This window comes from Streptomyces niveus (genome assembly GCF_001723055.1).
In the GTDB taxonomy this organism is placed as follows: Bacteria; Actinomycetota; Actinomycetes; order Streptomycetales; family Streptomycetaceae; genus Streptomyces; species Streptomyces niveus.
Window position 1 is genome coordinate 18994 of the sequence record NZ_MDCR01000123.1, and the last position, 23897, is coordinate 42890.

Sequence of the window (23897 nt, forward strand, 5' to 3'; positions counted from 1 at the left end):
GTGGCGTGCGCGGATGTACGGCGCCGAGGCTGCCCGTGCCTTGTCTCAGGCCCGCAGACGCAGACCCCTCGGGGTGGCGTGGAAGCCCGCCGACTCCAGGACACGGCCCACGGGTGAGGTCAGTGCCTGTTCCCCGTTGGCCCGCTCCACCGTGACCGTACCGAGCGCGCCGGCGCGGGCGGCGGCGGCCAGGGCCTCGGCAGCCGCGCGCAGCGCCGTGTCGTCGGCCGCGTCCGGACGGTCCGGTCCGGTGGCTTCCTCGCCCGGCCAGGCGAGAAGGGTCTTGCCGCCCCGTTCCATGTACAGCGTCAGCGTGCCGTCGACGAGGACGACCAGGGAGCCCGCCTTGCGGCCCGGCTTGTGCCCGGCGCCGGCCGGCGGGTCCGGCCAGGGCAACGCCGCTCCGTACGCGTTGGCGGGGTCGGCGGCGGCCAGGACCACGGCGCGCGGCGACGGGTCGGACGCGGCGCGGTCACGGGCCGTGGAGGCCGCGCGGAGCCGGTCCACCGCGCCGTCCATGGCGAACTGGGCGGCGCCGAGGCCTTCGACGACATAGCCGCGGCGTGCCTGCCCGCTGTCCTCGAAGGCGGACAGCACCCGGTACACGGCCGAGAAGCCGCCCTCGACGCCCTCCGAGGCGACGGCGCCACGGGTCACCACGCCGTGCCGGTCCAGGAGGGTGCGGGCCAGCGCGTGGGCGCGGCGCGTGGTGTCCGGATCGGCGGCAGGAAGGAGCGACCAGCGTCCGCTCACGGTCGGCGGGCCCGTACGGGAGGCGGGCCGGGCGGCGGCGGTGAGGGTGCCGTAACGGCCGCGTGGGACGGTCCGTTTGGCGCGGTGCGCCGTGGAGCCCGCCGTACGCCCGGAGCCGAGGAGCGAGCGCAGCGGTGCCAGGGTGTCGTTGGTCAGCCGCCCCGACCAGGCCAGGTCCCAGACGGCGTCGGCCAGTTGGGGATCGGTGACGTCGGGGTGGGTGGTGGCCCGTACCTGGTCGGCGATCTGACGGAAGAACAGGCCGTAGCCGCCGACGAGCGTGGTGAGGACCGATTCGTGCAGCGCCGTCAGTTCAAGAGGATGCGGCGGCGGGAGCAACAGGGGCGCCGAGTCGGCCGGATAGAGGGAGATCCAGCCGTCCTTGCCGGGCAGGGCCCCGGCGCCCGCCCAGAGGACTTCGCCGGTGGTGGTCAGCTCGTCGAGGAGCGTCGGGGTGTACCCCATGACGCGGGAGGGCAGCACCAGCTTCTCCAGCGCGGACGCCGGGATGGGCGCGCCCTGCAACTGCTCGATCGCACGGGCCAGTCCGTCGATGCCGCGCAGACCGTGGCTGCCCAGATGCTGCCACTGCGGCAGGAACGTGGCGAGCGCGGCGGGCGGCACCGGCTCCAGCTCGTGGCGCAGCGCGGCGAGCGACCGGCGGCGCAGCCGGCGCAGGACCGTGGCGTCGCACCACTCCTGGCCGATCCCGGACGGATGGAACTCGCCCTGGACGACCCGGCCGCCGGCGGCGAGGCGTTGGAGCGCGCCTTCGGTGACCGCGGGGCCGAGCCCGAAGCGGGCGGCGGCGGCGGAGGAGGTGAACGGGCCGTGCGTGCGCGCGTAACGGGCCAGGAGATCGCCGAGGGGGTCCTTGACGGGCTCGGTGAACGCCTCGGGGACGCCGACCGGCAGGGCGGTGCCGAGGGCGTCACGCAGCCGGCCCGCGTCCTCGATCGCCGCCCAGTACTCGGCGCCGCCGATCCGGACCTGGATGGCGCGGCGGGACGCGGCGAGGTCGGCAGGCCATCGCGCCTCGGACCCGCGCTCCGTCAACTCGGCGTCGGTGAGCGGCCCGAGGACCCGCAGCAGGTCGGCGACGCCCTCGATGTCCTTGACGCGTCGGTCGTCGGTGAGCCACCGCAGCTCGCGCTCCAGCTCCTCCAGGACGTCGGCGTCCAGCAGCTCGCGCAGCTCGGCCTGACCGAGGAGTTCGGCCAGCAGCCGGGAGTCGAGGGAGAGGGCGGCGGCGCGCCGCTCCGCGAGGGGGGAGTCACCCTCATACAGAAACTGCGCGACATAGCCGAAGAGGAGCGAGCGGGCGAACGGGGACGGTTCGGTGGTCGTGACCTCGACAAGACGGACCCGACGGGACTCGATGTCGCCCATCAGCTCCGTGAGGCCCGGCACGTCGAAGACGTCCTGGAGACATTCCCGCACGGCCTCCAGGACGATGGGGAACGAGCCGAACTCGCTCGCCACCTGGAGGAGTTGGGAGGCGCGTTGACGCTGCTGCCAGAGCGGGGTGCGCTTGCCGGGGCTACGGCGCGGCAGCAGCAGGGCGCGCGCCGCGCACTCACGGAAGCGGGCGGCGAACAGCGCGGAGCCGCCCACCTGATCGGTGACGATCTGCCCGATCTCGCCGCCCTCGAAGGCGACATCACCGGCGCCGACCGGCGCCTGCTGGTCGTCGTACGTCGTATCGAGCGCCACCGGGTCCTGGTCGAGGAGGTCCAGACTCATCAGGTCGGCGTCCGGCAGCCGCAGCACGATGCCGTCGTCGGCGTGCATGACCTGGGCGTCCATCCCGTACCGCTCGGCGAGGCGGGCGCCGAGGGCCAGCGCCCACGGCGCGTGCACCTGGGCGCCGAACGGGGAGTGGATGACGACCCGCCAGTCGCCCAGGTCGTCCCGGAACCGCTCCACGAGGATCGTGCGGTCGTCGGGGACATGACCGCAGGCGCGGCGCTGCTCGTCCAGATACGCCAGGACGTTGTTCGCCGCCCAGGCGTCGAGGCCGGCGGCCAGCAACCGAAGCCGGCCGTCCTCCGGGGACAGCGCGCCGACCTCGCGCAGGAACGCCCCCACCGCGCGGCCCAGTTCGAGCGGGCGGCCCAGTTGGTCGCCCTTCCAGAAAGGCAGCCGGCCCGGCACTCCGGGGGCGGGGGAGACCAGCACCTGGTCGCGGGTGATGTCCTCGATCCGCCACGAGGTCGTGCCGAGTGTGAAGACGTCGCCGACGCGCGACTCGTAGACCATCTCCTCGTCCAGCTCGCCCACCCGGCCGCCGCCCTTGCGGCCCTTGCCGTCGCCGGAACCGGCCCCGGAGGCACCGGCGAGGAACACTCCGAACAGACCGCGGTCGGGGATCGTGCCGCCCGAGGTGACGGCGAGGCGCTGCGCACCGGGGCGGCCGGTGACCGTGCCCGTCACGCGGTCCCACACCACACGGGGGCGCAGCTCGGCGAACGCGTCGGACGGATAGCGGCCCGCGAGCATGTCGAGGACGGCGGTGAACGCGGACTCGGGGAGCGAGGCGAACGGCGCCGCGCGGCGGGCCAGCGCCAGCAGGTCGTCGGCCTGCCAGGTGTCGAGCGCGACGGTCGCGACGAGCTGCTGCGCCAGCACGTCCAGCGGATTGGCCGGGATCCGCAGCGCCTCGATGGAGCCGGTACGCATCCGTTCGGTGACGACGGCGGCCTGCACCAGATCGCCCCGGTACTTCGGGAAGACGACGCCCGTGGAGACCGCGCCCACCTGGTGGCCCGCGCGGCCCACCCGCTGGAGACCGGAGGCCACCGACGGAGGTGACTCGACCTGGACGACCAGGTCCACCGCACCCATGTCGATTCCCAGCTCCAGGCTGGAGGTGGCGACGACGGCGGGCAGCCGGCCCGCCTTCAGGTCCTCCTCCACCCGGGCCCGCTGCTCCTTGGAGACCGAACCGTGGTGGGCGCGGGCCAGGAGGGGCGGGGCGCCCTTGGCGGCGCCCGACTCGGCCATGACCTCGGCGGGGGAGTGGGCTTCGGGCATGGCCTCGCCCGTGGCCCGTTCGTACGCGATCTCGTTGAGCCTGTTGCAGAGGCGCTCGGCCAGGCGCCGGGAGTTGGTGAAGACGATCGTCGAACGGTGCGCCTGGACGAGGTCGGCGATGCGCTCCTCGACGTGCGGCCAGATCGACGGCTTGTCGCCGTCGCCCCCGGCGCCGCCGCTCCCGCTGTCGGCCGCCGGGGACCCGCCCAGCTCGCCCAGGTCCTCGACGGGGACGACCACCGACAGGTCGAACTCCTTCCCGGAAGGAGGCTGCACGATCTCCACCCGGCGCTGGGGGGAGAGATAGCGGGCGACCTCGTCCACCGGACGCACCGTGGCCGACAGGCCGATACGGCGGGCCGGGCGCGGCAGCAGCTCGTCGAGCCGTTCCAGGGAGACCGCGAGATGGGCGCCGCGCTTCGTCCCCGCGACGGCGTGGACCTCGTCCAGGATCACCGTCTCGACTCCGGCCAGGGCGTCGCGCGCCGACGACGTGAGCATCAGGAAGAGGGATTCGGGGGTGGTGATCAGGATGTCCGGCGGCTTGGTGGCCATCGAGCGGCGCTCGGCGGCCGGGGTGTCGCCGGAACGGATGCCGACCCGGATCTCCGGCTCGGGCTGTCCGAGGCGGACGGACTCCTGCCGGATGCCGGTGAGCGGGCTGCGCAGATTGCGCTCCACGTCCACCGCCAGGGCCTTGAGCGGGGACACGTACAGCACACGGCAGCGCTTGCGCGCCTCGGCGGGCGGGGGCACCGAGGCCAGCCGGTCCAGGGCGGCGAGGAAGGCGGCCAGGGTCTTCCCGGAGCCGGTCGGGGCCACCACCAGCACGTCCGAGCCCTCGGCGATGGCACGCCAGGCACCCTCCTGCGCGGCGGTGGGCGCGGAGAAGGCCCCGCTGAACCAGCTGCGGGTCGCGGGCGAGAACGAGTCGAGTGCGGTGCCGGACATTCCCCCATCGTGCACCCGACCACTGACAATCGCCCGGACCTGCGGAAACGGGGCACCGGACGCGGCGGAGAGCGGGGGCTCGGCGAGCCGGGGGCGGCGAGAGGGGCGTGGGACCGCAGCGCGGGGAAACCGGGAGGTGGGGCGGGGCGCGGCCGGTGCAGACTGGAGCCATGGCGGCACGGGAGCAGGCACGGCACTGGCGCTACCCGGAGCTGCCCGGTGTCGACCTCCTGCGGGCCCGGTACATCAGGAAGACGTTCGTCAAGCACACCCACGAGACGTTCGTCATGGCCGCGATCACCCACGGCGTGGACGTGTTCCACCACGGCGGCAGCCTCCAGTACGCGGGCCCCGGCTCCCTCGCGCTGGTCAACCCCGAGACCCCGCACACCGGGCACGCGCAGGGGCCCGAGGGCTGGCAGTACGGGGCCGTATACCCGTCGACCGACCTCGTCGCCGAGATCGCGGCCGAGACGACACGCATCAATGGCACCCCCGGTTTCGTCACGCCCGTCGTCGACGACCCGTACGCCGTCCACCTCGTCCACCAGGTCCTGCGGGCCGCCGACGAGGGGAACGCCCTCGCCGCCGACACGTTGCTGCGGGTCGCCGTCACCCGCCTCCTGCGGGTGAACGGGGGGACGCTGCCGCAACGTACGGTGCGCGGCGCGGGCGCCAGGACGGCGGCACGCGCGCGTGCCGTGCTGGAGGGGCGGCTGGCCGACCCGCCGTCGCTGGAGCGCCTCGCCGCCGGGCTGGGCACCAGCCCGTTCGCCCTGCTGCGGGCCTTCCGGGACACGTACGGCATGCCGCCGCACACCTGGCTCACCGACGCGCGGGTGCGCCGGGCCCGTCATCTCCTGGACGCGGGGACGGCGCCCGCCGAGGTGGCCTCTCTCGTGGGCTTCACCGACCAGCCGCACCTCAACCGGCACTTCACCCGGATCGTGGGGGTGCCGCCCGGCGCGTACCGCAAGGAGCGGGCGCCGGGCAGGGGTGCCTGAGCGCGGGTCCCGGGCGCGCGGGGCGACGGGGCGGGCGCGCAAGAACGTACAAGACGGGGGCCGGGCCCGCCCCGTAACGTCCCTGACGTGGCAGAACAGACAGCATCCGCAGACAGGCCCGGCACGGCGGGGATACCCGCCCGGTCGGCCCCGGAGACCAGGGACGAGAACGGGACGGCCGTACAGGGGGCGACATCCCGCACGGAGCCGGCACCCGCCCCCGGCGGTGAGCCGAAGCCGGACTCGGCCGTCGTCCGCGACGCACTGGGCGTCGGCATAGCCGTCGGCCTCTCCGGCTTCGCCTTCGGGGTCACGTCCGCCGGGGCCGGCCTCACCCTCCTACAGAGCTGCGCGCTCAGCCTGCTGGTCTTCACCGGCGCCTCGCAGTTCGCGCTCGTCGGCGCGCTCGCCGCGGGCGGCAACCCCCTCACCGCCGCGGCCGGTGCCTTCTTCCTCGGCGTACGGAACACCTTCTACGGACTGCGCCTGTCCCAACTGCTGGCGCTGCCACGCTACGTACGCCCCTTCGCCGCCCAGTGGGTCATCGACGAGACGACGGCCGTCGCTCTCGCGCAGCCCACGCGACGCGGCGTACGCATCGGCTTCACCGTCACCGGGCTCACCCTCTACGTGCTGTGGAACCTCACCACGCTGCTCGGCGCGCTCGGCGCCGAGGCCATCGGGGACACCGACGCGTGGGGCCTCGACGCGGCCGGGCCGGCCTGCTTCCTGGCACTGCTCGCGCCCATGCTGCGCACGACGAGGGAACGCGCGGTCGCCGCCATCGCCGTCGTCCTCGGACTCGGCTTCCTGCCGCTGCTGCCCGCCGGGGTGCCGGTGCTCATCGCCGCGCTCGCCGCGCCCGCCGTGCTCTGGTTCGAGGGCCGCCGGGCGGGGCGCGGCACCGCGGCCGAGAGCGCCGGGGAGTCCGGCCGTGGGACCACCGACCGGAAGGGAACGGACCGTTGAGCGTCTGGATCGCCATCGGGCTGACCGCGGTCGGCTGTTACCTCGTCAAGCTGCTCGGTCTCCTCGTACCCGCGGGCGCCCTGGAGCGCCCCCTCGTCCAGCGGCTCTCCGCGCTGCTGCCCGTCGCCCTGCTGGCGGCGCTCACGGCGCAGCAGGTCTTCGGCGACGGCAACGGCGCACTGGTGGTCGACGCCAGAGTGGCCGGGGTCGCCACCGCCGGGCTCGCGCTGGTGTTCCGCGCCCCGTTCCTGGTCGTCATCGCCGCCGCCGTCGCGGTGACCGCCGGGGTACGCGCCCTGGGCGGCTGACACCGGCGGGGCACCGTCCCCGGCGGCGCGGTTTCAGTCGATGTCCCGGCCGTACGCCCGCAGCGTCCGCAGCGCCTCGATCGTCGCCATGGGACGCCGCTCCGTCGTCGCGAGGGGCGTCCACGCCGGGCGGCCGGGCGGCCAGCCGCCGTCCGCGCGCTGCGCCCGCGCGAGGCAGCCCAGTGAGCCGTTCATCTCCTCGTCGGTGAACCAGCGGCGGGCGACCGACTCGGGCACGCGCGCGTAGTTGTGCGGGAACAGACGCTCGCCGCCGGGCGGGTCTCCGACGGCGTACGTGACGGCGCCCGGGTACGCGTCCGGGCGCCCCGGATCCAGGACCGCCATCCGCCGCTCCCTCACGAGCCGTCCCAGCCGGTCGGCGGCGCCGGCCGCGCGCGCCCGGTCCGGCACCCCGTCCAGAAAGGCCACAGCCGCCACGACCTCGTAAGGATGCGGCTTCTCCAGCGCGTCGACGGCGGCCCAGCAGAAGTCGGTGGCCCGGAACAGCCACGCGTGCCACACCTGGTTGCGGTGCAGCAGCCCCACCACGGGCCCGGTGGTCAGCAGCTCGCCCCGTACGGGCGGCGTGGCACTCCCCGAGGCGGCCCGCTCCGGCGGGTCGACCGCCGGAAGCGCCCCGTCCGCGGTGGACACCAGCGTGAGATACCGGCACACCCGCTCCACCCGGGGCCCGCCGCAGCGCCCGGTGGAGTCCAGGACGTACAGCGCGTGCGCCGTGTGCGACGGGAGGCTCACGGGGCCGCGCAGATCGGGCTCCAGACCGTGGCCGTAACCGCCGTCCTCGTTGCGGTACGCGGTGAGCGCCGTCTCGACGGCGTCCGCCCCGCCGCCCGTGAAGTGATGGGCGAACCGTCGCTGTTCGAGGACCCGCGCCGTCAGCCACACGAAACGCTCCGCGCGGGCGAGAGGACTCGGCTGGGATGCTGTGGTCGCGGCCATCCACCGACCGTAGGACGCGCGGTGCCCCGCGCGGGGCGGACCGGCCCCGGCTGCACTCCCATGAGCGGGATACTGGCTTCATGCGGTTGACGATTTTCTGGGAACGGATGGCGGACCACTTCGGCTCGGCGTACGCCGACTCCTTCGCGCGCGACCATGTGATGGCCGAGCTGGGCGGCCGTACGGTGAACGAGGCACTCGACGCCGGCTGGGAGGCCAAGGACGTCTGGAGGGCGGTCTGCACCGCCATGGGAGTGCCCGCCGACAAACGGTGACATCCGCGTACGCGACACTGGCTCCGTGGCACTGACCGACGAAGCAACCCAGGAACCTCAGCCGTCCACCCCACCGCCCCCGCCTCCCGCGGCGGGCAGCGGCGGTGACTCCGCCCGCATGCCCCGCTGGCTGCCCCGTGCCATGGTGCTCGCACTGACACTCGTTGCCTGCTTCCAGCTGGGCAGTTGGGCGTTCCACCAGCTCATCGGGCTGTTGATCAACATCCTGATCGCCTTCTTCCTGGCCCTGGCGGTCGAGCCGGTCGTCAGCCGGATGGCGGCGCGCGGCATGCGGCGCGGACTCGCCACCTTCCTGGTCTTCTTCGCCGTCCTGATCGCGTCCGTCGGTTTCGTGGTGCTGCTCGGCTCGATGCTCGCGGGGCAGATCATCGAGATCGTCGAGGACTTCCCCAAGTACCTCGACTCCGTCATCAACTGGATCAACCTGAGCTTCCACACCGAGCTGTCACGGGTCGCCGTCCAGGACAGCCTGCTGCACTCCGACTGGCTCCAGAGATACGTCCAGAACAGCGCGAGCGGTGTGCTCGACATCTCGACCACCGTCCTCGGCGGTCTCTTCCGGCTCCTGACGATCTTCCTGTTCTCGTTCTACTTCGCCGCCGACGGGCCGAGGCTGCGGCGCACCGTGTGCTCCGTCCTGCCCCCGGCCAAGCAGGTCGAGGTGCTGCGGGCCTGGGAGATCGCGGTCGACAAGACCGGCGGCTACCTCTACTCACGCGGCCTCATGGCGCTCGTCTCCGGTATCGCGCACTACATCCTGCTGGAGATCCTCGGGATCCAGTACGCACCGGTGCTGGCGGTGTGGGTGGGCCTCGTCTCGCAGTTCCTGCCGACCATCGGCACCTATCTCGCAGGCGCCCTGCCGATGCTGATCGCCTTCACGGTGGATCCCTGGTACGCGCTCTGGGTGCTCGGATTCGTCGTGATCTACCAGCAGTTCGAGAACTACGTCCTCCAGCCCAAACTCACCGCCAGGACCGTCGACATCCACCCCGCCGTGGCCTTCGGCTCGGTCGTCGCCGGTACGGCGCTGCTCGGCGCCGTCGGCGCGCTGATCGCCATCCCCGCGGTCGCGACGTTGCAGGCGTTCCTCGGGGCGTACGTGAAGCGCTACGACGTGACGGACGACCCGCGCGTGCACGGGCACCGGCGTCGCGGCAGCGGGCGCACGCTGGCCCGGATACGGCGTGCGGTGCGACGCGGCAGCGCGCGGGTGAGGCCGCCCCGCGCGGAGGGCGGCGCCTGACCGAGGCGATGTCCTCTTCAGGAGGCGGGCTTCGCGGGCACGCCCTAACCGCGCAGATAGGCGAGGACGGCCAGGACACGGCGGTTCGTCGCGTCGGTCAGTGACAGGTCGAGCTTGGTGAGGATGCTGCCGAAGTGCTTGCTCACCGTGCCCTCACTGACGTGCAACGCCGCACCGACGGCCGCGTTGGACCTGCCCTCCGCCATCAGCGCCAGTACTTCCTGTTCGCGCGGCGTCAGCCTCGAAAGAGGGTCGCGCCGGTGCCTGAGCAGTTGCCGTACGACTTCCGGATCGACCACCGTCGCCCCCTCGGCGACGCGGCGTACGGCGTCGACGAACTCCTCGACGTGCCCGATCCGTTCCTTGAGCAGATAGCCGACGCTGGTGCCGTCGGAGGAGTCGAGCAGTTCCTCGGCGTACGCGCGCTGCACGTACTGGCTCAGCACGAGAATGGGCAGCTCCGGCTGTCGCTCGCGCAGCGCCAGCGCGGCCCGTAGCCCCTCGTCGGAGAAGCCGGGCGGCATGCGAACGTCCGTCACCACGATGTCGGGCCGGTGCGCGGCCACCGCCTCGGTCAGCTCGTCGGCGGTCCCGGCCTCGGCGACGACCCGGTGCCCGAAACGTTCGAGGAGGCCGGTGAGCCCGTCCCGCAGGAGCACGCTGTCCTCGGCCAGCACGATGCGCAACATCAGGTCCTCTTCCGGGTCGGAGTGGGAGGGGCGGCGGTGGCGGTGGCGGGCCGGCAGGGTATCCGCACGTGGAAGACCGTCGGGCCGCCGACGGGGCTGGAGATCCGCAGCCGGCCGTCGAGCACCGAGATGCGGTCCGCGACCCCCTGAAGGCCCGTGCCGCCCGCGAAGTCCGCTCCGCCCGCCCCGTCGTCCCTGACCTCGACGACCAGATCGCCGCCGGCGATCCCGCCAGACACCTCCGCCCGGTCGGCCCCGCTGTGCTTGGCGACGTTCGCGAGTGCCTCCGAGACCGCGAAGTACGCCGCCGTCTCGACCGGTTCGGGCAGCCGCCCCGGCAGCTCGAACCGTACGTCGACCGGCACCGTCGACCGGTCGGCGACGTCCTCGACCGCGTCCTTCAGCCCCCGGTCGGTGAGCACCTGGGGGTGGATGCCCCGGATCAGCTCCCTGATCTCCACCAGGGCGGTGCCCGCCTCGTCGTGAGCCTTGGTGAGGAGGCCGCCCAGGGGCTCGCCGGGGTTCTCCAGCCTCGCCAGGCCGAGCGTCATCGACAGGGCCACCAGCCGCTGCTGCGCCCCGTCGTGGAGATCGCGCTCGATCCGGCGGCGTTCCGCCTCGAAGGCGTCGACGAGCCGCATCCGGGACCGGCCCAGTTCCTGGATCCGGGAATCGACGGCGGCGTCCCGGGGCGACAGCAGCGCCCTGGTCAGCGCCGCGCGTCCGACGGCCACCAGCCCCAGCGGATAGACCAGGACGGGCAGCAGGAGCGCACCGACGAGCGCCGCCGTGAACGCCTGCGGATACGAGCCGGCCAGCCAGATCTTCAGGACGCGGGCCTCCTCTCCGCCGCCGGCCGTGGCCATCACGACGGGCGTGGCCAGCAGCCCGCCGCAGACGACGAGCACGGTGCCCACGGCCAGCGCCTCCAGGGGCCACAGCACGCACGCGAACAGCAGCGCGTAGCCCAACTCCCGCCACGTGGCAGGCTCCTTGAGGCGGACCCGGACCCAGGCGGCGGGCCCGGTGCCGTCCGGCTCGCGGTGCGGATCGGGCAGCACGACGGGGTCGACCAGCCGCAGCCGGCGACGCTCCAGCGCGGCCAGCGGGATACCCGCGAGCGCGAACATCAGCAACAGCGGCACACCGATCAGGACCACCGCCAGCGCGCCGCCCGTGACCGCCAGCAGGAGCAGCGAGACCAGGGTCGCGAGACCGACCAGCACACCGCTCAGCAGATACGCCGCGGAGCGCCACGGCCAGCTGCTGAGGAGATAACGGGGCGACCGGAGGGCCTGCCAGAGACTGGGGGAGTGCATGCACGCACGGTAGGCGGGCGCCGCACGGGGCGACCACCCAGCTAGCTCCACCTTTCGCCCCGTACACAGCTGTGATGTGCGCGGCGTCCGGCGCGGCTTGAGTGATCAGCATGAAGAACGCAGCGACGAACAGCGTCGTCCCGCCCGGTATCGCCACGGCCGGCCTGGCGGTCCGGCTCAGCTCCGTCACCCGGTCCTACGGGAAGGGCGCGGCGGCGGTGACCGCCCTCGACCGGGTCACGCTCGACATACCCAAGGGCACCTTCACCGCCGTCATGGGGCCCTCCGGCTCCGGCAAGTCCACCCTGCTCCAGTGCACGGCCGGCCTCGACCGGCCCACCAGCGGCACCGTGCTGCTCGGGGACCGCGACCTGACCGCGCTCAGCGAGAACAAGCTGACGCTGCTGCGGCGCGAACGCATCGGCTTCGTCTTCCAGGCGTTCAACCTGCTGCCCTCGCTCACCGCCGAACAGAACGTGGCGCTCCCGCTGCGCCTGGCCGGCCGGAGACCCGAACGGGGCGCCGTGCTCGACGTGCTGGAGCGGGTGGGGCTGCGGGAGCGCGCGGGGCACCGGCCCAGCGAGCTCTCCGGCGGGCAGCAGCAGCGGGTGGCGCTCGCCAGGGCGCTGGTCACCCGCCCCGACGTGCTCTTCGGCGACGAGCCGACCGGGGCGCTGGACTCCCGGACCGGGCGGGAGGTCCTGACACTGCTGCGGGGCATGGTCGACGGGGGCCAGACAGTGATCATGGTGACGCACGACCCGACGGCGGCGTCGTACGCGGACCGGGTGCTGTTCTTGGCGGACGGCCGGATCCGCGGCGACCTCGACTCCCCGACCGCGGACCGGGTCGCCGAGCGGATGACCGCACTGGCGGTGGCCCCGTGCTGAGGCTGACTCTCCAGGGGATGCGGGCCCGCTGGGTCACCTTCACCGGGTCGTTCGTCGCCCTCGCCCTCGGAGTGGGGCTCATCGCCGCCACCGGACTCGCGCTGGCGGCCACCTTCCAGGCCCCGCACCGGGGCCCGGAGCGCTTCGCCGCCGCCCCGGTGGTCGTCAGGGCCACCGACACCCTGCGGGTCTCCACAACGATCGGTGAGCGTACGCAGCGCCTCGCCGATCCACGGGCGGTGCCCGCCGAGGTGGCCGCCGAGCTCGCGCGGCTCGGCAGGACGGTCGAGGACCGGACGTTCCCGGTGTCGTACGCCTCCGTGGGAGGCGAGGACGGCGAGGGTGCCGCGGCGGCCGGGCATCCCTGGTCGGTCGCGGCGGCCACGCCGTACCGGCTCACGGACGGTCGCGCGCCCCGGGCACCCGGCGAGGTCGTCGTCGCGGTGGCGGCCCGTGAGCGGGACCGGTCCGGCGGCGGCGTGGCGGTCGGCGACCGCGTGCGCGTCGTCACCCCGGCGGGGGCCGACAGCCGCACCGTCGTCGGCACCGTGGCCGCGACGGACTTCGAGACCGCCGTGTTCTTCACCGACGCCGAAGCCGCCCAACTCTCGCCCCGTATCGACGCGTTGGTGGTGCACGCGGACGCCACAGCCGTACGGAAGGCCGTCCAGAACGCCGTACGCGGCACCGGATCCGGGATCGACGTCCTGACCGGTGACGAACGGCGCCGGGCCGATCCGGACCCGGACCGGGACAGCGAGGCCCTGGTCGCTGTCAACGCCCTGCTGGGCACGGCGGCGGGCATCACCTGCTTCGTCTCCGTCTTCGTCGTGGCGTCGACCTTCGCCTTCGCCGTGGCCCAGCGCAGACGCGAGTTCGGTCTCCTTCGTACGGCGGGCGCCACGGCGCGGCAGATACGGCGGACCGTGTTCGCCGAGGCGGTCCTCGTCGCCGTACCGGCCTCGGCCGCCGGCTGTCTGCTCGGCGCCGTCGGCGCGCCGCCGCTCGCCGCGTGGATGGTCGACAGCGGCGTCGCACCGTCCTGGTTCGCGATCGGCGACCAGACCTGGCCGCTGCACACCGCCTTCTGGACGGGCCTGTGCGTGGCGATGGCGGGTGTCCTGACGTCCAGTTGGCGGGCGGGACGGATCAAGCCCACGGAGGCGCTGCGCGAGGCCGCGCTCGACAACGGGACAATGCCCCCGAGCCGCTGGCTGCTCGGAGCCCTCCTCCTGCTGGCGGGACTGGGACTGCTCGTATGGTCGCTGGCCACCGATCCCGGCGAGGCCCTGAAGAGGAAGACCTACATCACCCGGCCGATGCTGCTGATCGTCGGCTTCGCCCTGTACGCGCCGGTGCTCGTGCCGCCGCTGGTCAGGCTCGTCACCTGGCTGCCCGCCCGGCTGCCGGGCGCCACCGGCCTGCTGGCGCGGGAGAACGCGGCCACCGGCGTGCGCCGTACGGCGGCCGTCGCCGCACCCGTACTGATCACCGTGGCGCTCGCCGCCTCCCTTCTGGGGACGACGGCGACGATCAACGAGGCGAAGGCCACCGAGGCCGCGTCACAGACCACCGCCGACTACGTCGTGGCCGCGCCGGGAGAGAAGAGCGTGCTGCCCGCCCCGTTCGTGACCCGGGCGCGGAGCATCCCCGGCGCCGCCGTCAGCGCCTCCCGCTCCACCGCCGTGACCGTCCTCGAAGAAGGCGTCGCGCTCGTCAGGTCCGAGGCCAGGGCCGTCGACCCGGCCGCTCTCGCGGCGGTGTCCCGGCTGCCGGTGGCGTCCGGCCGGGTGGCCGACCTCGACGACGGCGGCATCGTCGTCAACGAGGAGTGGCTGACCCGGACGGTCGGACAGCGGGTCAGGGTCTGGCTGGGCGACGGCCGCGAGGTGACTCTGCGGATCGTGGCGGTCCTCCGGACCGGAACCGGCGGCAACGGTGTGTACGTGACCCCACGCAACGCCCCCGGCGCCCCGGTCGACCGCGTCGACGTCGCGGTGCGTGACGGCGCGGACGCCGGCGCTGTCGAGGCGGCGTTGCGGGAGGCGGGAGCGGCGACGCGGACGACCGTCCTCACCAAGGACGAGTGGCTGGCACGGAGCCATCCCCGCTCCAGCGAGAGCACCCGTCTGGGACTGCTGCTGATTCTGGGGATCGCACTGCTGTACACGGGGATCGCGCTGGCGAACACCCTCGTCATGGCGACGTCCGACCGCGTCGGCGACCTCGCGGTGCTCCGGCTGACAGGGGCGACCAAGCCACAGGTGCTCCGCCTGGTCGCCGCCGAGGCCCTGGTGGTCGTCGCCGTCGGCTCCCTCCTCGGCGCCGCCGTCGCAGGCCTGAACCTCCTGGGGCTGCGCGGTGCCCTCGCGCTGCTCTCCGTCCGGTCGCCCCTGGTGGTGCCCTGGGGCGGCCTGGGGGCGATGGTGGCGGCGAGCGCCGTACTGGCGGTGGCGGCCGCCGTCGTACCCGCGCTGACCGCCCTGCGCGCGCGACCGGTCGACCACGCGGGGACGCGCGAGTAGCCGCACCGTACCGACGAGTTGGGGGTGTCAGTGGTGAACGGCGACCGACCTCGGGGGTGCGGTCACACGGGTCAGGCGGGGCCGGGCGGCGGTTGCGGGACGCGCCGGACGATGACTGTTCACCCCAGCGCCGTGAGGTCGCCCGCAAGTGCGTCCGCGTCGTGGAACGCTCCAGCACGTCCCCGCCGATCGGGAGGTCGTCGATCACGGCGGGCCGATCCGGCGGATGGACAACGTCCTCATCGTTCTCGACGACCCCGGACGGCCACGGGCGGATCGAGCCGGCGATGTTCCACACGCCGAAGGCCGTCAGCGCCGGGCCGAGGAACGCGGACAGCCTGTCCCGTGTCATTGAACGTTGAGTGCGTGCCACCGAACCTTGGGCGGTCGTTGTGAGTGGCACCGCCCTTCGCTCAGGACTGCATGCGATAGGTCACGTGGGTGACCGAGTTCGCTGCTCGCGACTCCACCTGTTCAAGATTCAGTGACGGCACGCCGTCGAACAGCCGCGTACCGGCGCCGAGCGTGAACGGCACGATGTGTAGCCGCAACTCGTCGACCAGACCTGCGGCGAGGTACTGGTTGATGGTGGTCGCGCCCCCGTGGATCGACACGTTGCGGCCCCCTGCCGCCTCGCGAGCCTGCCGCAGCGCGGATTCGATGCCGTCGGTGACGAAGTGGAAGGTGGTGCCGCCGTCCATCGGCTGTGGATCGCGCGGGTGGTGGGTGAGCACGAAGACCGGTGCGTGATACGGCGGATTGTCGCCCCACCATCCCTTCCACTGTCGGTCCCACGCGCCGCGTACGGGGCCGAACATGTTGCGCCCCATGATGAAGGCGCCGACCATCGTCAGCCGGTCGAGCTCAGCCTGCCGTTGCTCCGGGGTTTCGAACATCCAGGCGTGCAGTCTGCCGCCCCAGCCATCGCCGGCGTCGTCGCCGAACGGGCGCTGCTCGGACTGGTCGAGCCCGGCCGAGTACCCGTCGACGGAGATCGAGAGATCGCAGGTCACCTTGCCCACATGGTCGTTCACTGAGCCGTCCTCCTGGTGGCGACCTCACGTCGCCCTCGTGGTGAGCCGTCTGATCCGATTGTTACTGGGGTAGACCGTTCCGGGCTCGCGAACTCATCGCCCGGCCGTACCGCCTTTTCCGGCGCCACGCAGCTCCTCGCGGCCTTTGACGCTGATCAAGGTTCGGTGACACGGGACACCCCGCCCGTTCCGTGACACGCCTGCGGGATGCGCTTGACATCAAAATCGAACAAGCATTCTCATGGAGTTCGGACCGGTTGGCCGAGGTCCCCGGGAGCCGGAGTTTTCCACAGGCCGGGAGGACGTCGAGGCCCATTGTCAGTGGCAGGGGATAGCGTCTTCGATGTGAAGCGATCGACACAAGCAAATCGGGTGGAACCCATGGCAGGATCCGACCGCGAGAAGGCGCTGGACGCCGCTCTCGCCCAGATTGAACGGCAATTCGGCAAGGGCGCGGTGATGCGCCTCGGCGAGCGGCCGAACGAGCCCATCGAGGTCATCCCCACCGGATCGACCGCGCTCGACGTCGCGCTCGGAGTCGGCGGCATCCCGCGCGGCCGTGTGGTGGAGGTGTACGGGCCGGAGTCGTCCGGCAAGACGACGCTGACGCTGCACGCGGTGGCGAACGCCCAGCGGGCGGGCGGCACGGTGGCCTTCGTGGACGCCGAGCACGCGCTCGACCCGGAGTACGCGAAGAAGCTCGGCGTCGACATCGACAGCCTGCTCCTGTCGCAGCCCGACAACGGCGAACAGGCCCTGGAAATCGTGGACATGCTGGTCCGCTCCGGGGCGCTCGACCTCATCGTCATCGACTCCGTCGCGGCCCTGGTGCCGCGCGCGGAGATCGAGGGCGAGATGGGCGACTCGCACGTGGGTCTCCAGGCGCGGCTGATGAGCCAGGCGCTCCGGAAGATCACCAGTGCGCTCAACCAGTCCAAGACCACGGCCATCTTCATCAACCAGCTCCGCGAGAAGATCGGCGTGATGTTCGGTTCGCCGGAGACCACGACCGGTGGCCGGGCGCTCAAGTTCTACGCCTCGGTGCGGCTCGACATCCGCCGTATCGAGACGCTGAAGGACGGCACCGACGCCGTCGGCAACCGCACCCGCGTCAAGGTCGTCAAGAACAAGGTCGCGCCGCCCTTCAAGCAGGCCGAGTTCGACATCCTCTACGGCCAGGGGATCAGCCGCGAGGGCGGTCTGATCGACATGGGCGTGGAGGAGGGCTTCGTCCGCAAGGCCGGCGCCTGGTACACGTACGAGGGCGACCAGCTCGGCCAGGGCAAGGAGAACGCCCGCAACTTCCTCAAGGACAACCCCGATCTCGCCAACGAGATCGAGCAGAAGATCCTGAAGAAGCTGGGCGTCGGAGTAAAGCCGGACGAGCCCGCGACCGAGCCCGCAGGGGGCGCGGCCGGTGACGCCGCCGCGGCCGGTGCGCCGGCCGGCGACACGGCCAAGACGGTGCCCGCTCCCGCCACCAAGGCCAAGACGGCCAAGGCGGCGGCGGCAAAGAGCTAGTTCGGCGCCGTGCCTTACGCGAAGAGGCGGCGAACTGAAGGGCAGGGCGGCAGCCCCGACTCGTCGAGGGCCGAGAAGGAGCTGCCGCCCCAGGACCCGGCGGAGCGGGCGCGGGCGATCTGTCTGCGCCTGCTCACCGGGACCCCCCGCACCCGGAAACAACTGGCGGACGCGCTGGAGAAGCGTGACATCCCCGAGGATGTCGCGGCGGAAGTCCTCTCCCGCTTCGAAGACGTGGGACTGATCAACGACGCGGCGTTCGCCGACGCGTGGGTGGAGTCCCGGCACCACGGCCGGGGTCTGGCCCGCCGCGCCCTGGCGCGTGAACTGCGCACCAAGGGCGTGGACTCCGAGCTGATCGACGAGGCGGTCGGGCAGCTCGACTCCGAACAGGAGGAGGCGACCGCACGGGAGCTGGTCGCCCGCAAGCTCCGCTCCACCCGTGGCATGGAGCGGGACAGACGGGTGCGCAGGCTCGCGGGGATGCTGGCCCGCAAGGGATACCCGCAGGGCGTGGCCCTGCGCGTGGTGAAGCAGGCACTGGAGGCGGAGGGCGAGGACACGGAAGGACTGGACGAGGGCATCTACTGAACCCCGGGGAAACCGAGAGCCACGGGGGCGACCAAAAGAGTCGGCAGAGCCGGCGGGACGCCGCATGAGATCCGGCCCACGCGGGGGCGGCCGGATCCGGGCCTGTGTGACCGAGACCGGCTCAGCGCGAGACCGGCAGGCCCGCCGCCTTCCACGCCTGGAAACCGCCGACGAGGTCCGTCGCCCGGTGCAGCCCCAGCTGGCGCAGCGAGAGCGCCGCGAGACTCGACGCGTACCCCTCGTTGCAGATCACCACGACCCGCAGATCGTGGCTCGTGGCCTCCACCGCCCGGTGGCTGCCCTGCGGGTCGAGGCGCCACTCAAGTTCGTTGCGCTCGACGACCAGCGCGCCGGGGATCAGCCCGTCCCGGTCCCGCAGCTCCGCGTACCGGATGTCGACCAGCAGCGCCCCGGCCTCGGCGGCGGCGAAAGCCGCATGCGGTTCGACCCGGTCAAGTCCCTCGCGGACCTGGTCGAGCAGTTCGTCTATCCCCACCGGCGTCTGTTCGCCCGGCCCGCCGCTCACTGCCACTCCTGCGGGCGCTCGACCTGCTCAAGACGGAGCACCGCGCCGGTACGGCTGTAGCGGCGCATCAGCGGCAGCGGCGGATAGTAGGCGTGCACCGACACGGCGTGCTCCGATTCCGACTCGTTGCGCACCTCGTGCACATGGTGACTGCCGAACGCCCTGGCGTCGCCCTTCGTCAACGTCCGCTCCCGGTCGACCCCTTCGGCCAGCTCCAGCGTCTTCCACCCCTCGGTGGGCAGCCGGGCGGCCAGCGAGTCCTCCTGGAGCGCGCCTCCCGCCGTGGCGAAGGCGCCGTACGAGCCACCGTGGTCGTGCCAGCCTGTCCCCGTGCCGGGCGGCCAGGCGATGATCCACGCCTCGCTGCCGGCGGGGCCGTCGAGACGGATCCAGGTACGGCCCTCGGGGTCGAGGGGGAGGGTGGCGACGAGTTCGCTGTCGGCCGCCGTACGCCGTACGAAGGCGAGCAGCTCGGCCTGCGTAGGCACGCTCTTCGGCGCGGCCGGCGCCCCGGGCGGCGCGGCGTCAACAGCCTTGGAAGAAAGGGGAGTTGACACCGAGGCGGCCGGTGCGGGGGTGTCGAGAGAGGAAGACATGAAGACCGTCCTGGAAGTTCGCGGGGGTGCGCCGCCATGTGCCGACACGACGAGCGCTACGAGAAGGGGGGCGAATTCAGCAGGACGGACGACACACACAGCCCGCATAGCGGACCAGGTCCATATGGACCCTCCGCCACAGGCGCACGTCGGTGTCAGTCACGTTCCGGAGTACACCATGTGATCGCGACGACGGTCAATTGATGTTCGCAGTGCGGTCCGACCGGTCGGAGCGATCCCTGGACGAAGAGATCTCGGGCGCGCCCCCACGTGCGGCGTCGGCCGCCGCGTACAGCTCGTCGGGACGCACGCCGCCGAAGGCCACGACCAGGTGCCCGTCGGGCCGTACGAGCAGCACCGAGTGCGCGGACGCCCCCGGGTAGCTCTCGGTGACCAGCAGCTCGGCCGGTGACGGCAGCCCCGCCACCGCCTTGGCGAGCCTCGGCATGACGCCCGCGGTCAGCCAGTGCCGCCGGTCCCACACCCCAGTCCCCGGCGCGACCAGCACCACCAGCACCTTGCCCCTGCCGAGCCGGTCCCGCAGCCGTACGGTCGTGCCGTCGGGCGCCGTCACGACCACATCCTCGACGGGCGCCCCCGTCCGGGTGTCGACCGTCGTGTGCGCCTCGGCGTACGGAGGCGCGAGGGGCGAGTGCGGGTACGCGGGGGGCGCGCCCAGCGGCCCGCTGCCCAGATGTCCGTCGGCGAGCAGGGAGTCGTGGCCGCGCGCGGTGCCCGGCAGATATGTGCGCAGCCCTCCGCCGCCCCGAAGTATCGTCAGCGACTGGTCGGCGGCGCGCAGCCGTGCGGCGACGGCCGTGCGGCGTTCCGCCTGATAGCTGTCCAGCAGCGTCTCCGACGCCCCGTGGTGCCAGGCGTGCGCCAGCTTCCAGCCCAGGTTCTCGGCGTCCCGCAGCCCCTCGTCCAGGCCCTGTGTGCCCAGGGCGCCCAGCAGGTGCGCGGCGTCCCCGGCGAGGAACGCCCGCCCGACGCGCCAGCGCCGCGCCAGCCGGTGGTGCAGCGTGTACACGCCGGTGTCGAGCAGGTCGTACGGCGGCGTCACGCCGCACCAGCCGGCCAGGGTGTCCCGCACCCGCGCCACCAGCGCCTCCGGCGTGACCAGGTCCCCCCGGGCCGGCAGCAGCCAGTCCAGCCGCCACACACCGTCGGCGAGCGGCCTGGCGGACACCTCCTGGCCGCCGCCCCGCCACGGCGGCTGACGGTGCAGCACGGCCTCGCCGGGCCAGGGCAGTTCGACACGGAGCGCCGCGACCGCGTGCCGTTCCACCGCCGTACGCCCCGGGAAACGGACGCCCAGCAGCTTGCGGACGGTCGACCTGGCCCCGTCGCAGCCCACCACATGGCTTCCGCGCCACCAGGTCGCCCCGGGGCCGCGCGTGTGCACCGTGACGCCCCGCGCGTCCTGCTCCAGTGAGTCGAGCCGGCTGTCCGTCACCAGCCGCACGAGATCATGGCGCGCGGCGGCGTCCCTGAGACCACGCGTCAGGGCGTGCTGAGGGAGATGTAAAGGCGAGGGGTGGACCGGCTCGGCACGTTCGCCGTCACCGACGGTGCCTCCCGCACCGGCGACCGCACCCGCGTCCGCCCCGGCACCGAACCCGGTCTCGGCACCACCGGCCCCACCCGCGCCACGTACCTCGTCGGCCTCACCGAGCGGCAGTTGCCGCATCTGCTGCTTGCGCCGCAGCTGTCGCCAACCGACCCACCGGGCTCCCTCGTCACGGAGCGTGGAGCAGCCCAGCCGTGCCATCAGCGCGGCCGTGTCGGGCCGCAGCACCGCCGTACGGGCCGGGCGCGGGTCGTCGGTGCCCGCCCCCTCGTCCAGCACGACGACGGCGACGCCCTGGGTGGCCAGGCAGAGCGAGAGCGCGAGCCCCACGGGGCCCGCGCCGACAACGATCACCGGGTCCACGGCGCGACCCCTCCGGCCCGTACGGTCAAGTGGCGATTGGCGGTTGGCACCCGGGGAGCGATCACAGAACGTATGCAACCTACTGCGGGTGCTTGCGTCAAGTGACGGAGGCAGCGACGCCGCGCGCCGCTGCCTCCGTCAGGTACTTCGGCCCCGTTTCAGGGGCGAGGGCCGAGGGGCTAGCCGCCGCCGCCACCCTCGTCGCCGGTGGCGCCGTCCGTCTTGCTGATCGGCGTACCCGTGACACTCAGATCGTCCATCGCCCCGCCCGTCAGCACGGCCCCGGTGCTCCGCTTCGCGCGGCGCAGCCGCTTCTCCAGCCAGGACGCGAACGTCGTGAGCAGCAGATTCAGCACGATGAAGATCACCGCGACGACGATGAAGCTCGGGATGACATTGCCGTAGTTCGCGGCGAGCGTCTTCCGGGCGCTGAGCAGCTCGGTGAAGCTGAGCAGCGCCCCGCCGAGCGCGGTGTCCTTGACGATGACCACGAGCTGGCTCACCAGCGCGGGCAGCATCGCCGTCACCGACTGCGGCAGCAGGATGCTGCGCATCGTCTGGCCCTTGCGCAGACCGATCGCCTTGGCGGCCTCCGTCTGCCCCTTGGGCAGCGACAGGATGCCCGCGCGGACGACCTCGGCGAGCACCGACGCGTTGTACAGCACCAGGCCGGTGACGACCGCGTACAGCGGGCGCATCTCCGTACTGATGTCGGTGTACTCCGCGTACAGCTGGTTCGCGAACACCATCAGGATCAGTACGGGGATCGCGCGGAAGAACTCGACGACCACACCGGACGGAACCCTGACCCAACGGTGGTCGGAGAGCCGCGCGATACCGAAGAGAGCACCGAGAGGAAGCGCGATCACCAGCGCGAGACCCGCGGCCTTGAGGGTGTTGACGAGACCGGGGAGCAGATACGTCGTCCACGCCTGGGACTCGGTGAAGGGGCTCCACTTCGCCCACTCCAGCTGTCCCTTGTCCGACATGGCGGAGTAGATCCACCACACACCCAGGGCCAGGACGACCACGAAGAGCGCCGAGTAGATGATGTTGCGGCGCTTGGCGCCGGGACCCGGCGCGTCGTACAGAACGGAAGTCATCGCTTCACCGCCACTCGCTTGGCGACCCAGCCGAGGATGAGACCGGTCGGCAGTGTCAGGACCACGAACCCGAAGGCGAAGATCGCCGAGATGAGGATGAGTTGCGACTCGTTCTCGATCATCTCCTTCATCAGGAGGGCCGCTTCGGCCACGCCGATGGCCGCGGCCACCGTCGTGTTCTTCGTCAGGGCGATCAGCACGTTGGTGAGAGGCCCGATGACCGAGCGGAACGCCTGCGGAAGGACTATGAGGGACAGGACCTGGGTGAAGTTCAGCCCGATGGCCCGCGCCGCCTCCGCCTGCCCGACAGGCACCGTGTTGATGCCGGAGCGGATGGCCTCACAGACGAACGCCGCCGTGTAGACGGTCAGTCCGAGAATGGCCAGCCGGAAACTGAGCGCGTCGAAGTCGTCGGCCGCGCCCAGAGTGATACCGAAGATGTCGGCGAGACCGAGGGAGGCGAAGACGATGATGACGGTGAGCGGAATGTTCCGGACCACGTTCACGTACACCGTGGCGAATCCGCGCATCAGCGGAACCGGGCTCACGCGCATCGCCGCGAGTATGGTGCCCAGGACGAGGGAGCCGATTCCGGAGAAGACGGCGAGCTGCACCGTTACCCAGAACGCCCCTAGCAGGTCGTAACCTTCAAGAAAGTCGAACACGATCTCCCGCGCTCTCGCGTTTGTTGATGGCGTGGCGCGCCACCCTCACGGGGCGGCGCGCCACATCTGCGCCGAATGAGCCGAATGGGCCGAGGAATTCGCCGAGGGACTCGCCGGGGAATTCAGGGCCCGTCGATTCAGCTGACGATGTTGCCGATCTTCGGGGCGGGCTCGTTCTTGTAGTCGGCCGGGCCGAAGTTGTCCGCCACGGCCTTGTCCCAGGCCTTGTCCGCGACCATCTTCTCCAGAGCGGCGTTGATGTCCTCGGTCAGCTTGGTGTCGCCCTTCTTGACACCGATGCCGTAGTTCTCGTTGCTCAGGCTGAGGCCGGCGAGCTTGAACTTGCCCTTGTTCTGGTCCTGCGAGGCGTAACCGGCGAGGATCGAGTCGTCCGTGGTCAGCGCGTCGACGGCGCCGCTCGCGAGTGCGTCGATGCACTCCGAGTACGTGGCGTTCTGCTTCAGCTGGGCCTTCGGCGCGAAGTCGTCCTTCACGTTCTGCGCGGACGTGGAGCCCGTCACCGAACACAGCTTCTTGCCGTTGAGGTCCGCGCCCTTGGTGATGTTGTCGTCGGCGCGGATCAGCAGGTCCTGGTGGGCGAGCAGATACGGGCCGGCGAAGTCGACCTTCTCCTTGCGCTCGTCGTTGATCGAGTAGGAGGCCGCGATGAACTTCACGTCGCCGCGCTCAAGCGCGGTCTCACGGTCGGCGCTCGGGGTTTCCCGCCACTCGATGTCCTTCGCGTCGTAGCCGAGCTCCTTGGCCACGTACGTCGCGACGTCGACGTCGAATCCGGTGAAGGAACCGTCCGGGGTCTTCAGACCGATACCGGGCTGGTCGAACTTGATACCGATGGTGATCTTCTTGCCCCCGCTGTCACCCTCGCTCGACGAGTCGCTGTCGCCGGAACCACAGGCGGTCGCGGTCAGGGAAAGGGCCAGTACGGTCGCGGCAGCAGCGCTTGCTTTACGGAGATTCATGGTCA

Annotated in this window: 21 protein-coding genes; 9 read left to right on the forward strand and 12 right to left on the reverse strand. The window is 72.2% G+C overall.

Features of this window, described 5'->3' with window-relative positions; all coding sequences use genetic code 11:
- Positions 1–45: 45 nt before the first annotated feature.
- Positions 46–4737, reverse strand: a complete 4692-nt coding sequence (locus BHU15_RS15995; protein ID WP_069627800.1) for an ATP-dependent helicase — start codon at positions 4735–4737, stop codon at positions 46–48.
- 170 nt (positions 4738–4907) lie between these two features.
- Here BHU15_RS15995 and BHU15_RS16000 point away from each other — a divergent pair, with 170 nt between their 5' ends.
- From BHU15_RS16000 to BHU15_RS16010, 3 genes are all read left to right on the forward strand, one after another.
- Positions 4908–5741, forward strand: coding sequence for a helix-turn-helix transcriptional regulator (locus tag BHU15_RS16000; protein ID WP_069627801.1), 834 nt, complete (start codon positions 4908–4910; stop codon positions 5739–5741).
- Positions 5742–6005: 264 nt separating this feature from the next.
- Complete coding sequence (locus tag BHU15_RS16005) at positions 6006–6710, forward strand: AzlC family ABC transporter permease (RefSeq protein ID WP_247748732.1); 705 nt, start codon at positions 6006–6008, stop codon at positions 6708–6710.
- Positions 6707–7018, forward strand: a complete 312-nt coding sequence (locus tag BHU15_RS16010; RefSeq protein ID WP_069627803.1) for an AzlD domain-containing protein — start codon at positions 6707–6709, stop codon at positions 7016–7018. The genes BHU15_RS16005 and BHU15_RS16010 overlap by 4 nt, the downstream gene beginning before the upstream one ends.
- A 33-nt stretch (positions 7019–7051) precedes the next feature.
- Here BHU15_RS16010 and BHU15_RS16015 read toward each other — a convergent pair whose 3' ends face one another.
- Positions 7052–7978: a hypothetical protein gene (locus tag BHU15_RS16015; RefSeq protein WP_069627804.1), complete on the reverse strand. Its 927-nt coding sequence runs from the start codon at positions 7976–7978 to the stop codon at positions 7052–7054.
- Positions 7979–8058: 80 nt separating this feature from the next.
- Between BHU15_RS16015 and BHU15_RS16020 the strand changes: the two genes are divergently transcribed.
- On the forward strand, positions 8059–8253 hold the full coding sequence (locus BHU15_RS16020; protein WP_069627805.1) for a DUF3046 domain-containing protein: 195 nt from the start codon (positions 8059–8061) through the stop codon (positions 8251–8253).
- 25 nt (positions 8254–8278) lie between these two features.
- Positions 8279–9520: an AI-2E family transporter gene (locus tag BHU15_RS16025; RefSeq protein ID WP_247748727.1), complete on the forward strand. Its 1242-nt coding sequence runs from the start codon at positions 8279–8281 to the stop codon at positions 9518–9520.
- A gap of 44 nt (positions 9521–9564) precedes the next feature.
- Here BHU15_RS16025 and BHU15_RS16030 read toward each other — a convergent pair whose 3' ends face one another.
- On the reverse strand, positions 9565–10209 hold the full coding sequence (locus BHU15_RS16030; protein ID WP_023538243.1) for a response regulator: 645 nt from the start codon (positions 10207–10209) through the stop codon (positions 9565–9567).
- Complete coding sequence (locus BHU15_RS16035; protein ID WP_069627807.1) at positions 10209–11528, reverse strand: sensor histidine kinase; 1320 nt, start codon at positions 11526–11528, stop codon at positions 10209–10211. Before BHU15_RS16035 ends, BHU15_RS16030 begins: the two co-directional genes overlap by 1 nt.
- 110 nt (positions 11529–11638) lie before the next feature.
- On the opposite strand from BHU15_RS16035, the gene BHU15_RS16040 reads away from it, so the two are divergent.
- Complete coding sequence (locus BHU15_RS16040; RefSeq protein ID WP_069627808.1) at positions 11639–12418, forward strand: ABC transporter ATP-binding protein; 780 nt, start codon at positions 11639–11641, stop codon at positions 12416–12418.
- Positions 12412–14943, forward strand: coding sequence for an ABC transporter permease (locus BHU15_RS16045; RefSeq protein ID WP_069627809.1), 2532 nt, complete (start codon positions 12412–12414; stop codon positions 14941–14943). Before BHU15_RS16040 ends, BHU15_RS16045 begins: the two co-directional genes overlap by 7 nt.
- 413 nt (positions 14944–15356) lie before the next feature.
- Here the strand turns inward: BHU15_RS16045 and BHU15_RS16050 are convergent, their stop codons facing one another.
- Positions 15357–15977 carry a dihydrofolate reductase family protein gene (locus BHU15_RS16050; RefSeq protein WP_069627810.1) on the reverse strand — a complete coding sequence of 207 codons (621 nt, stop codon included), beginning with the start codon at positions 15975–15977 and terminating at the stop codon, positions 15357–15359.
- Positions 15978–16358: 381 nt separating this feature from the next.
- On the opposite strand from BHU15_RS16050, the gene recA reads away from it, so the two are divergent.
- Both recA and recX read left to right on the forward strand, forming a co-directional pair.
- A complete protein-coding gene (gene recA / locus BHU15_RS16055) occupies positions 16359–17498 on the forward strand; it encodes a recombinase RecA (RefSeq protein ID WP_069627811.1) in 1140 nt (379 codons plus the stop codon).
- Between the two features lie 9 nt (positions 17499–17507).
- Positions 17508–18089 carry a recombination regulator RecX gene (gene recX / locus BHU15_RS16060; protein ID WP_069627812.1) on the forward strand — a complete coding sequence of 194 codons (582 nt, stop codon included), beginning with the start codon at positions 17508–17510 and terminating at the stop codon, positions 18087–18089.
- 121 nt (positions 18090–18210) lie between these two features.
- Here recX and BHU15_RS16065 read toward each other — a convergent pair whose 3' ends face one another.
- From BHU15_RS16065 to BHU15_RS16090, 7 genes are all read right to left on the reverse strand, one after another.
- A complete protein-coding gene (locus BHU15_RS16065) occupies positions 18211–18615 on the reverse strand; it encodes a rhodanese-like domain-containing protein (protein ID WP_171908379.1) in 405 nt (134 codons plus the stop codon).
- Positions 18612–19211 (reverse strand): cupin domain-containing protein, encoded by a 600-nt coding sequence (locus BHU15_RS16070; RefSeq protein WP_079128170.1) that lies wholly within the window; start codon positions 19209–19211, stop codon positions 18612–18614. Before BHU15_RS16070 ends, BHU15_RS16065 begins: the two co-directional genes overlap by 4 nt.
- A gap of 76 nt (positions 19212–19287) precedes the next feature.
- Positions 19288–19374 carry a putative leader peptide gene (locus tag BHU15_RS42270; RefSeq protein WP_311605579.1) on the reverse strand — a complete coding sequence of 29 codons (87 nt, stop codon included), beginning with the start codon at positions 19372–19374 and terminating at the stop codon, positions 19288–19290.
- Between the two features lie 33 nt (positions 19375–19407).
- Entirely contained in the window at positions 19408–21144 is a 1737-nt protein-coding gene (locus BHU15_RS16075; protein WP_069627815.1) for an FAD-dependent monooxygenase, read from the reverse strand.
- 179 nt (positions 21145–21323) lie between these two features.
- Positions 21324–22247: an amino acid ABC transporter permease gene (locus BHU15_RS16080; RefSeq protein WP_069627816.1), complete on the reverse strand. Its 924-nt coding sequence runs from the start codon at positions 22245–22247 to the stop codon at positions 21324–21326.
- Entirely contained in the window at positions 22244–22912 is a 669-nt protein-coding gene (locus BHU15_RS16085) for an amino acid ABC transporter permease (RefSeq protein WP_069627817.1), read from the reverse strand. Before BHU15_RS16085 ends, BHU15_RS16080 begins: the two co-directional genes overlap by 4 nt.
- Positions 22913–23049: 137 nt before the next feature.
- Positions 23050–23892, reverse strand: a complete 843-nt coding sequence (locus BHU15_RS16090) for a glutamate ABC transporter substrate-binding protein (protein ID WP_069627818.1) — start codon at positions 23890–23892, stop codon at positions 23050–23052.
- Positions 23893–23897: the final 5 nt, after the last annotated feature.

Coding starts and splice junctions, on each gene's coding strand:
- BHU15_RS16000 (WP_069627801.1), top strand. CDS start 4,908: ATGGCGGCACGGGAGCAGGCACGGCACTGGCGCTACCCGGAGCTGCCC.
- BHU15_RS16040 (WP_069627808.1), top strand. CDS start 11,639: ATGAAGAACGCAGCGACGAACAGCGTCGTCCCGCCCGGTATCGCCACG.
- BHU15_RS16035 (WP_069627807.1), bottom strand. CDS start 11,528: ATGCACTCCCCCAGTCTCTGGCAGGCCCTCCGGTCGCCCCGTTATCTC.
- recA (WP_069627811.1), top strand. CDS start 16,359: ATGGCAGGATCCGACCGCGAGAAGGCGCTGGACGCCGCTCTCGCCCAG.
- BHU15_RS16070 (WP_079128170.1), bottom strand. CDS start 19,211: ATGTCTTCCTCTCTCGACACCCCCGCACCGGCCGCCTCGGTGTCAACT.
- BHU15_RS16015 (WP_069627804.1), bottom strand. CDS start 7,978: ATGGCCGCGACCACAGCATCCCAGCCGAGTCCTCTCGCCCGCGCGGAG.
- BHU15_RS16030 (WP_023538243.1), bottom strand. CDS start 10,209: ATGTTGCGCATCGTGCTGGCCGAGGACAGCGTGCTCCTGCGGGACGGG.
- BHU15_RS16090 (WP_069627818.1), bottom strand. CDS start 23,892: ATGAATCTCCGTAAAGCAAGCGCTGCTGCCGCGACCGTACTGGCCCTT.
- BHU15_RS16020 (WP_069627805.1), top strand. CDS start 8,059: ATGCGGTTGACGATTTTCTGGGAACGGATGGCGGACCACTTCGGCTCG.
- BHU15_RS16080 (WP_069627816.1), bottom strand. CDS start 22,247: ATGACTTCCGTTCTGTACGACGCGCCGGGTCCCGGCGCCAAGCGCCGC.
- BHU15_RS15995 (WP_069627800.1), bottom strand. CDS start 4,737: ATGTCCGGCACCGCACTCGACTCGTTCTCGCCCGCGACCCGCAGCTGG.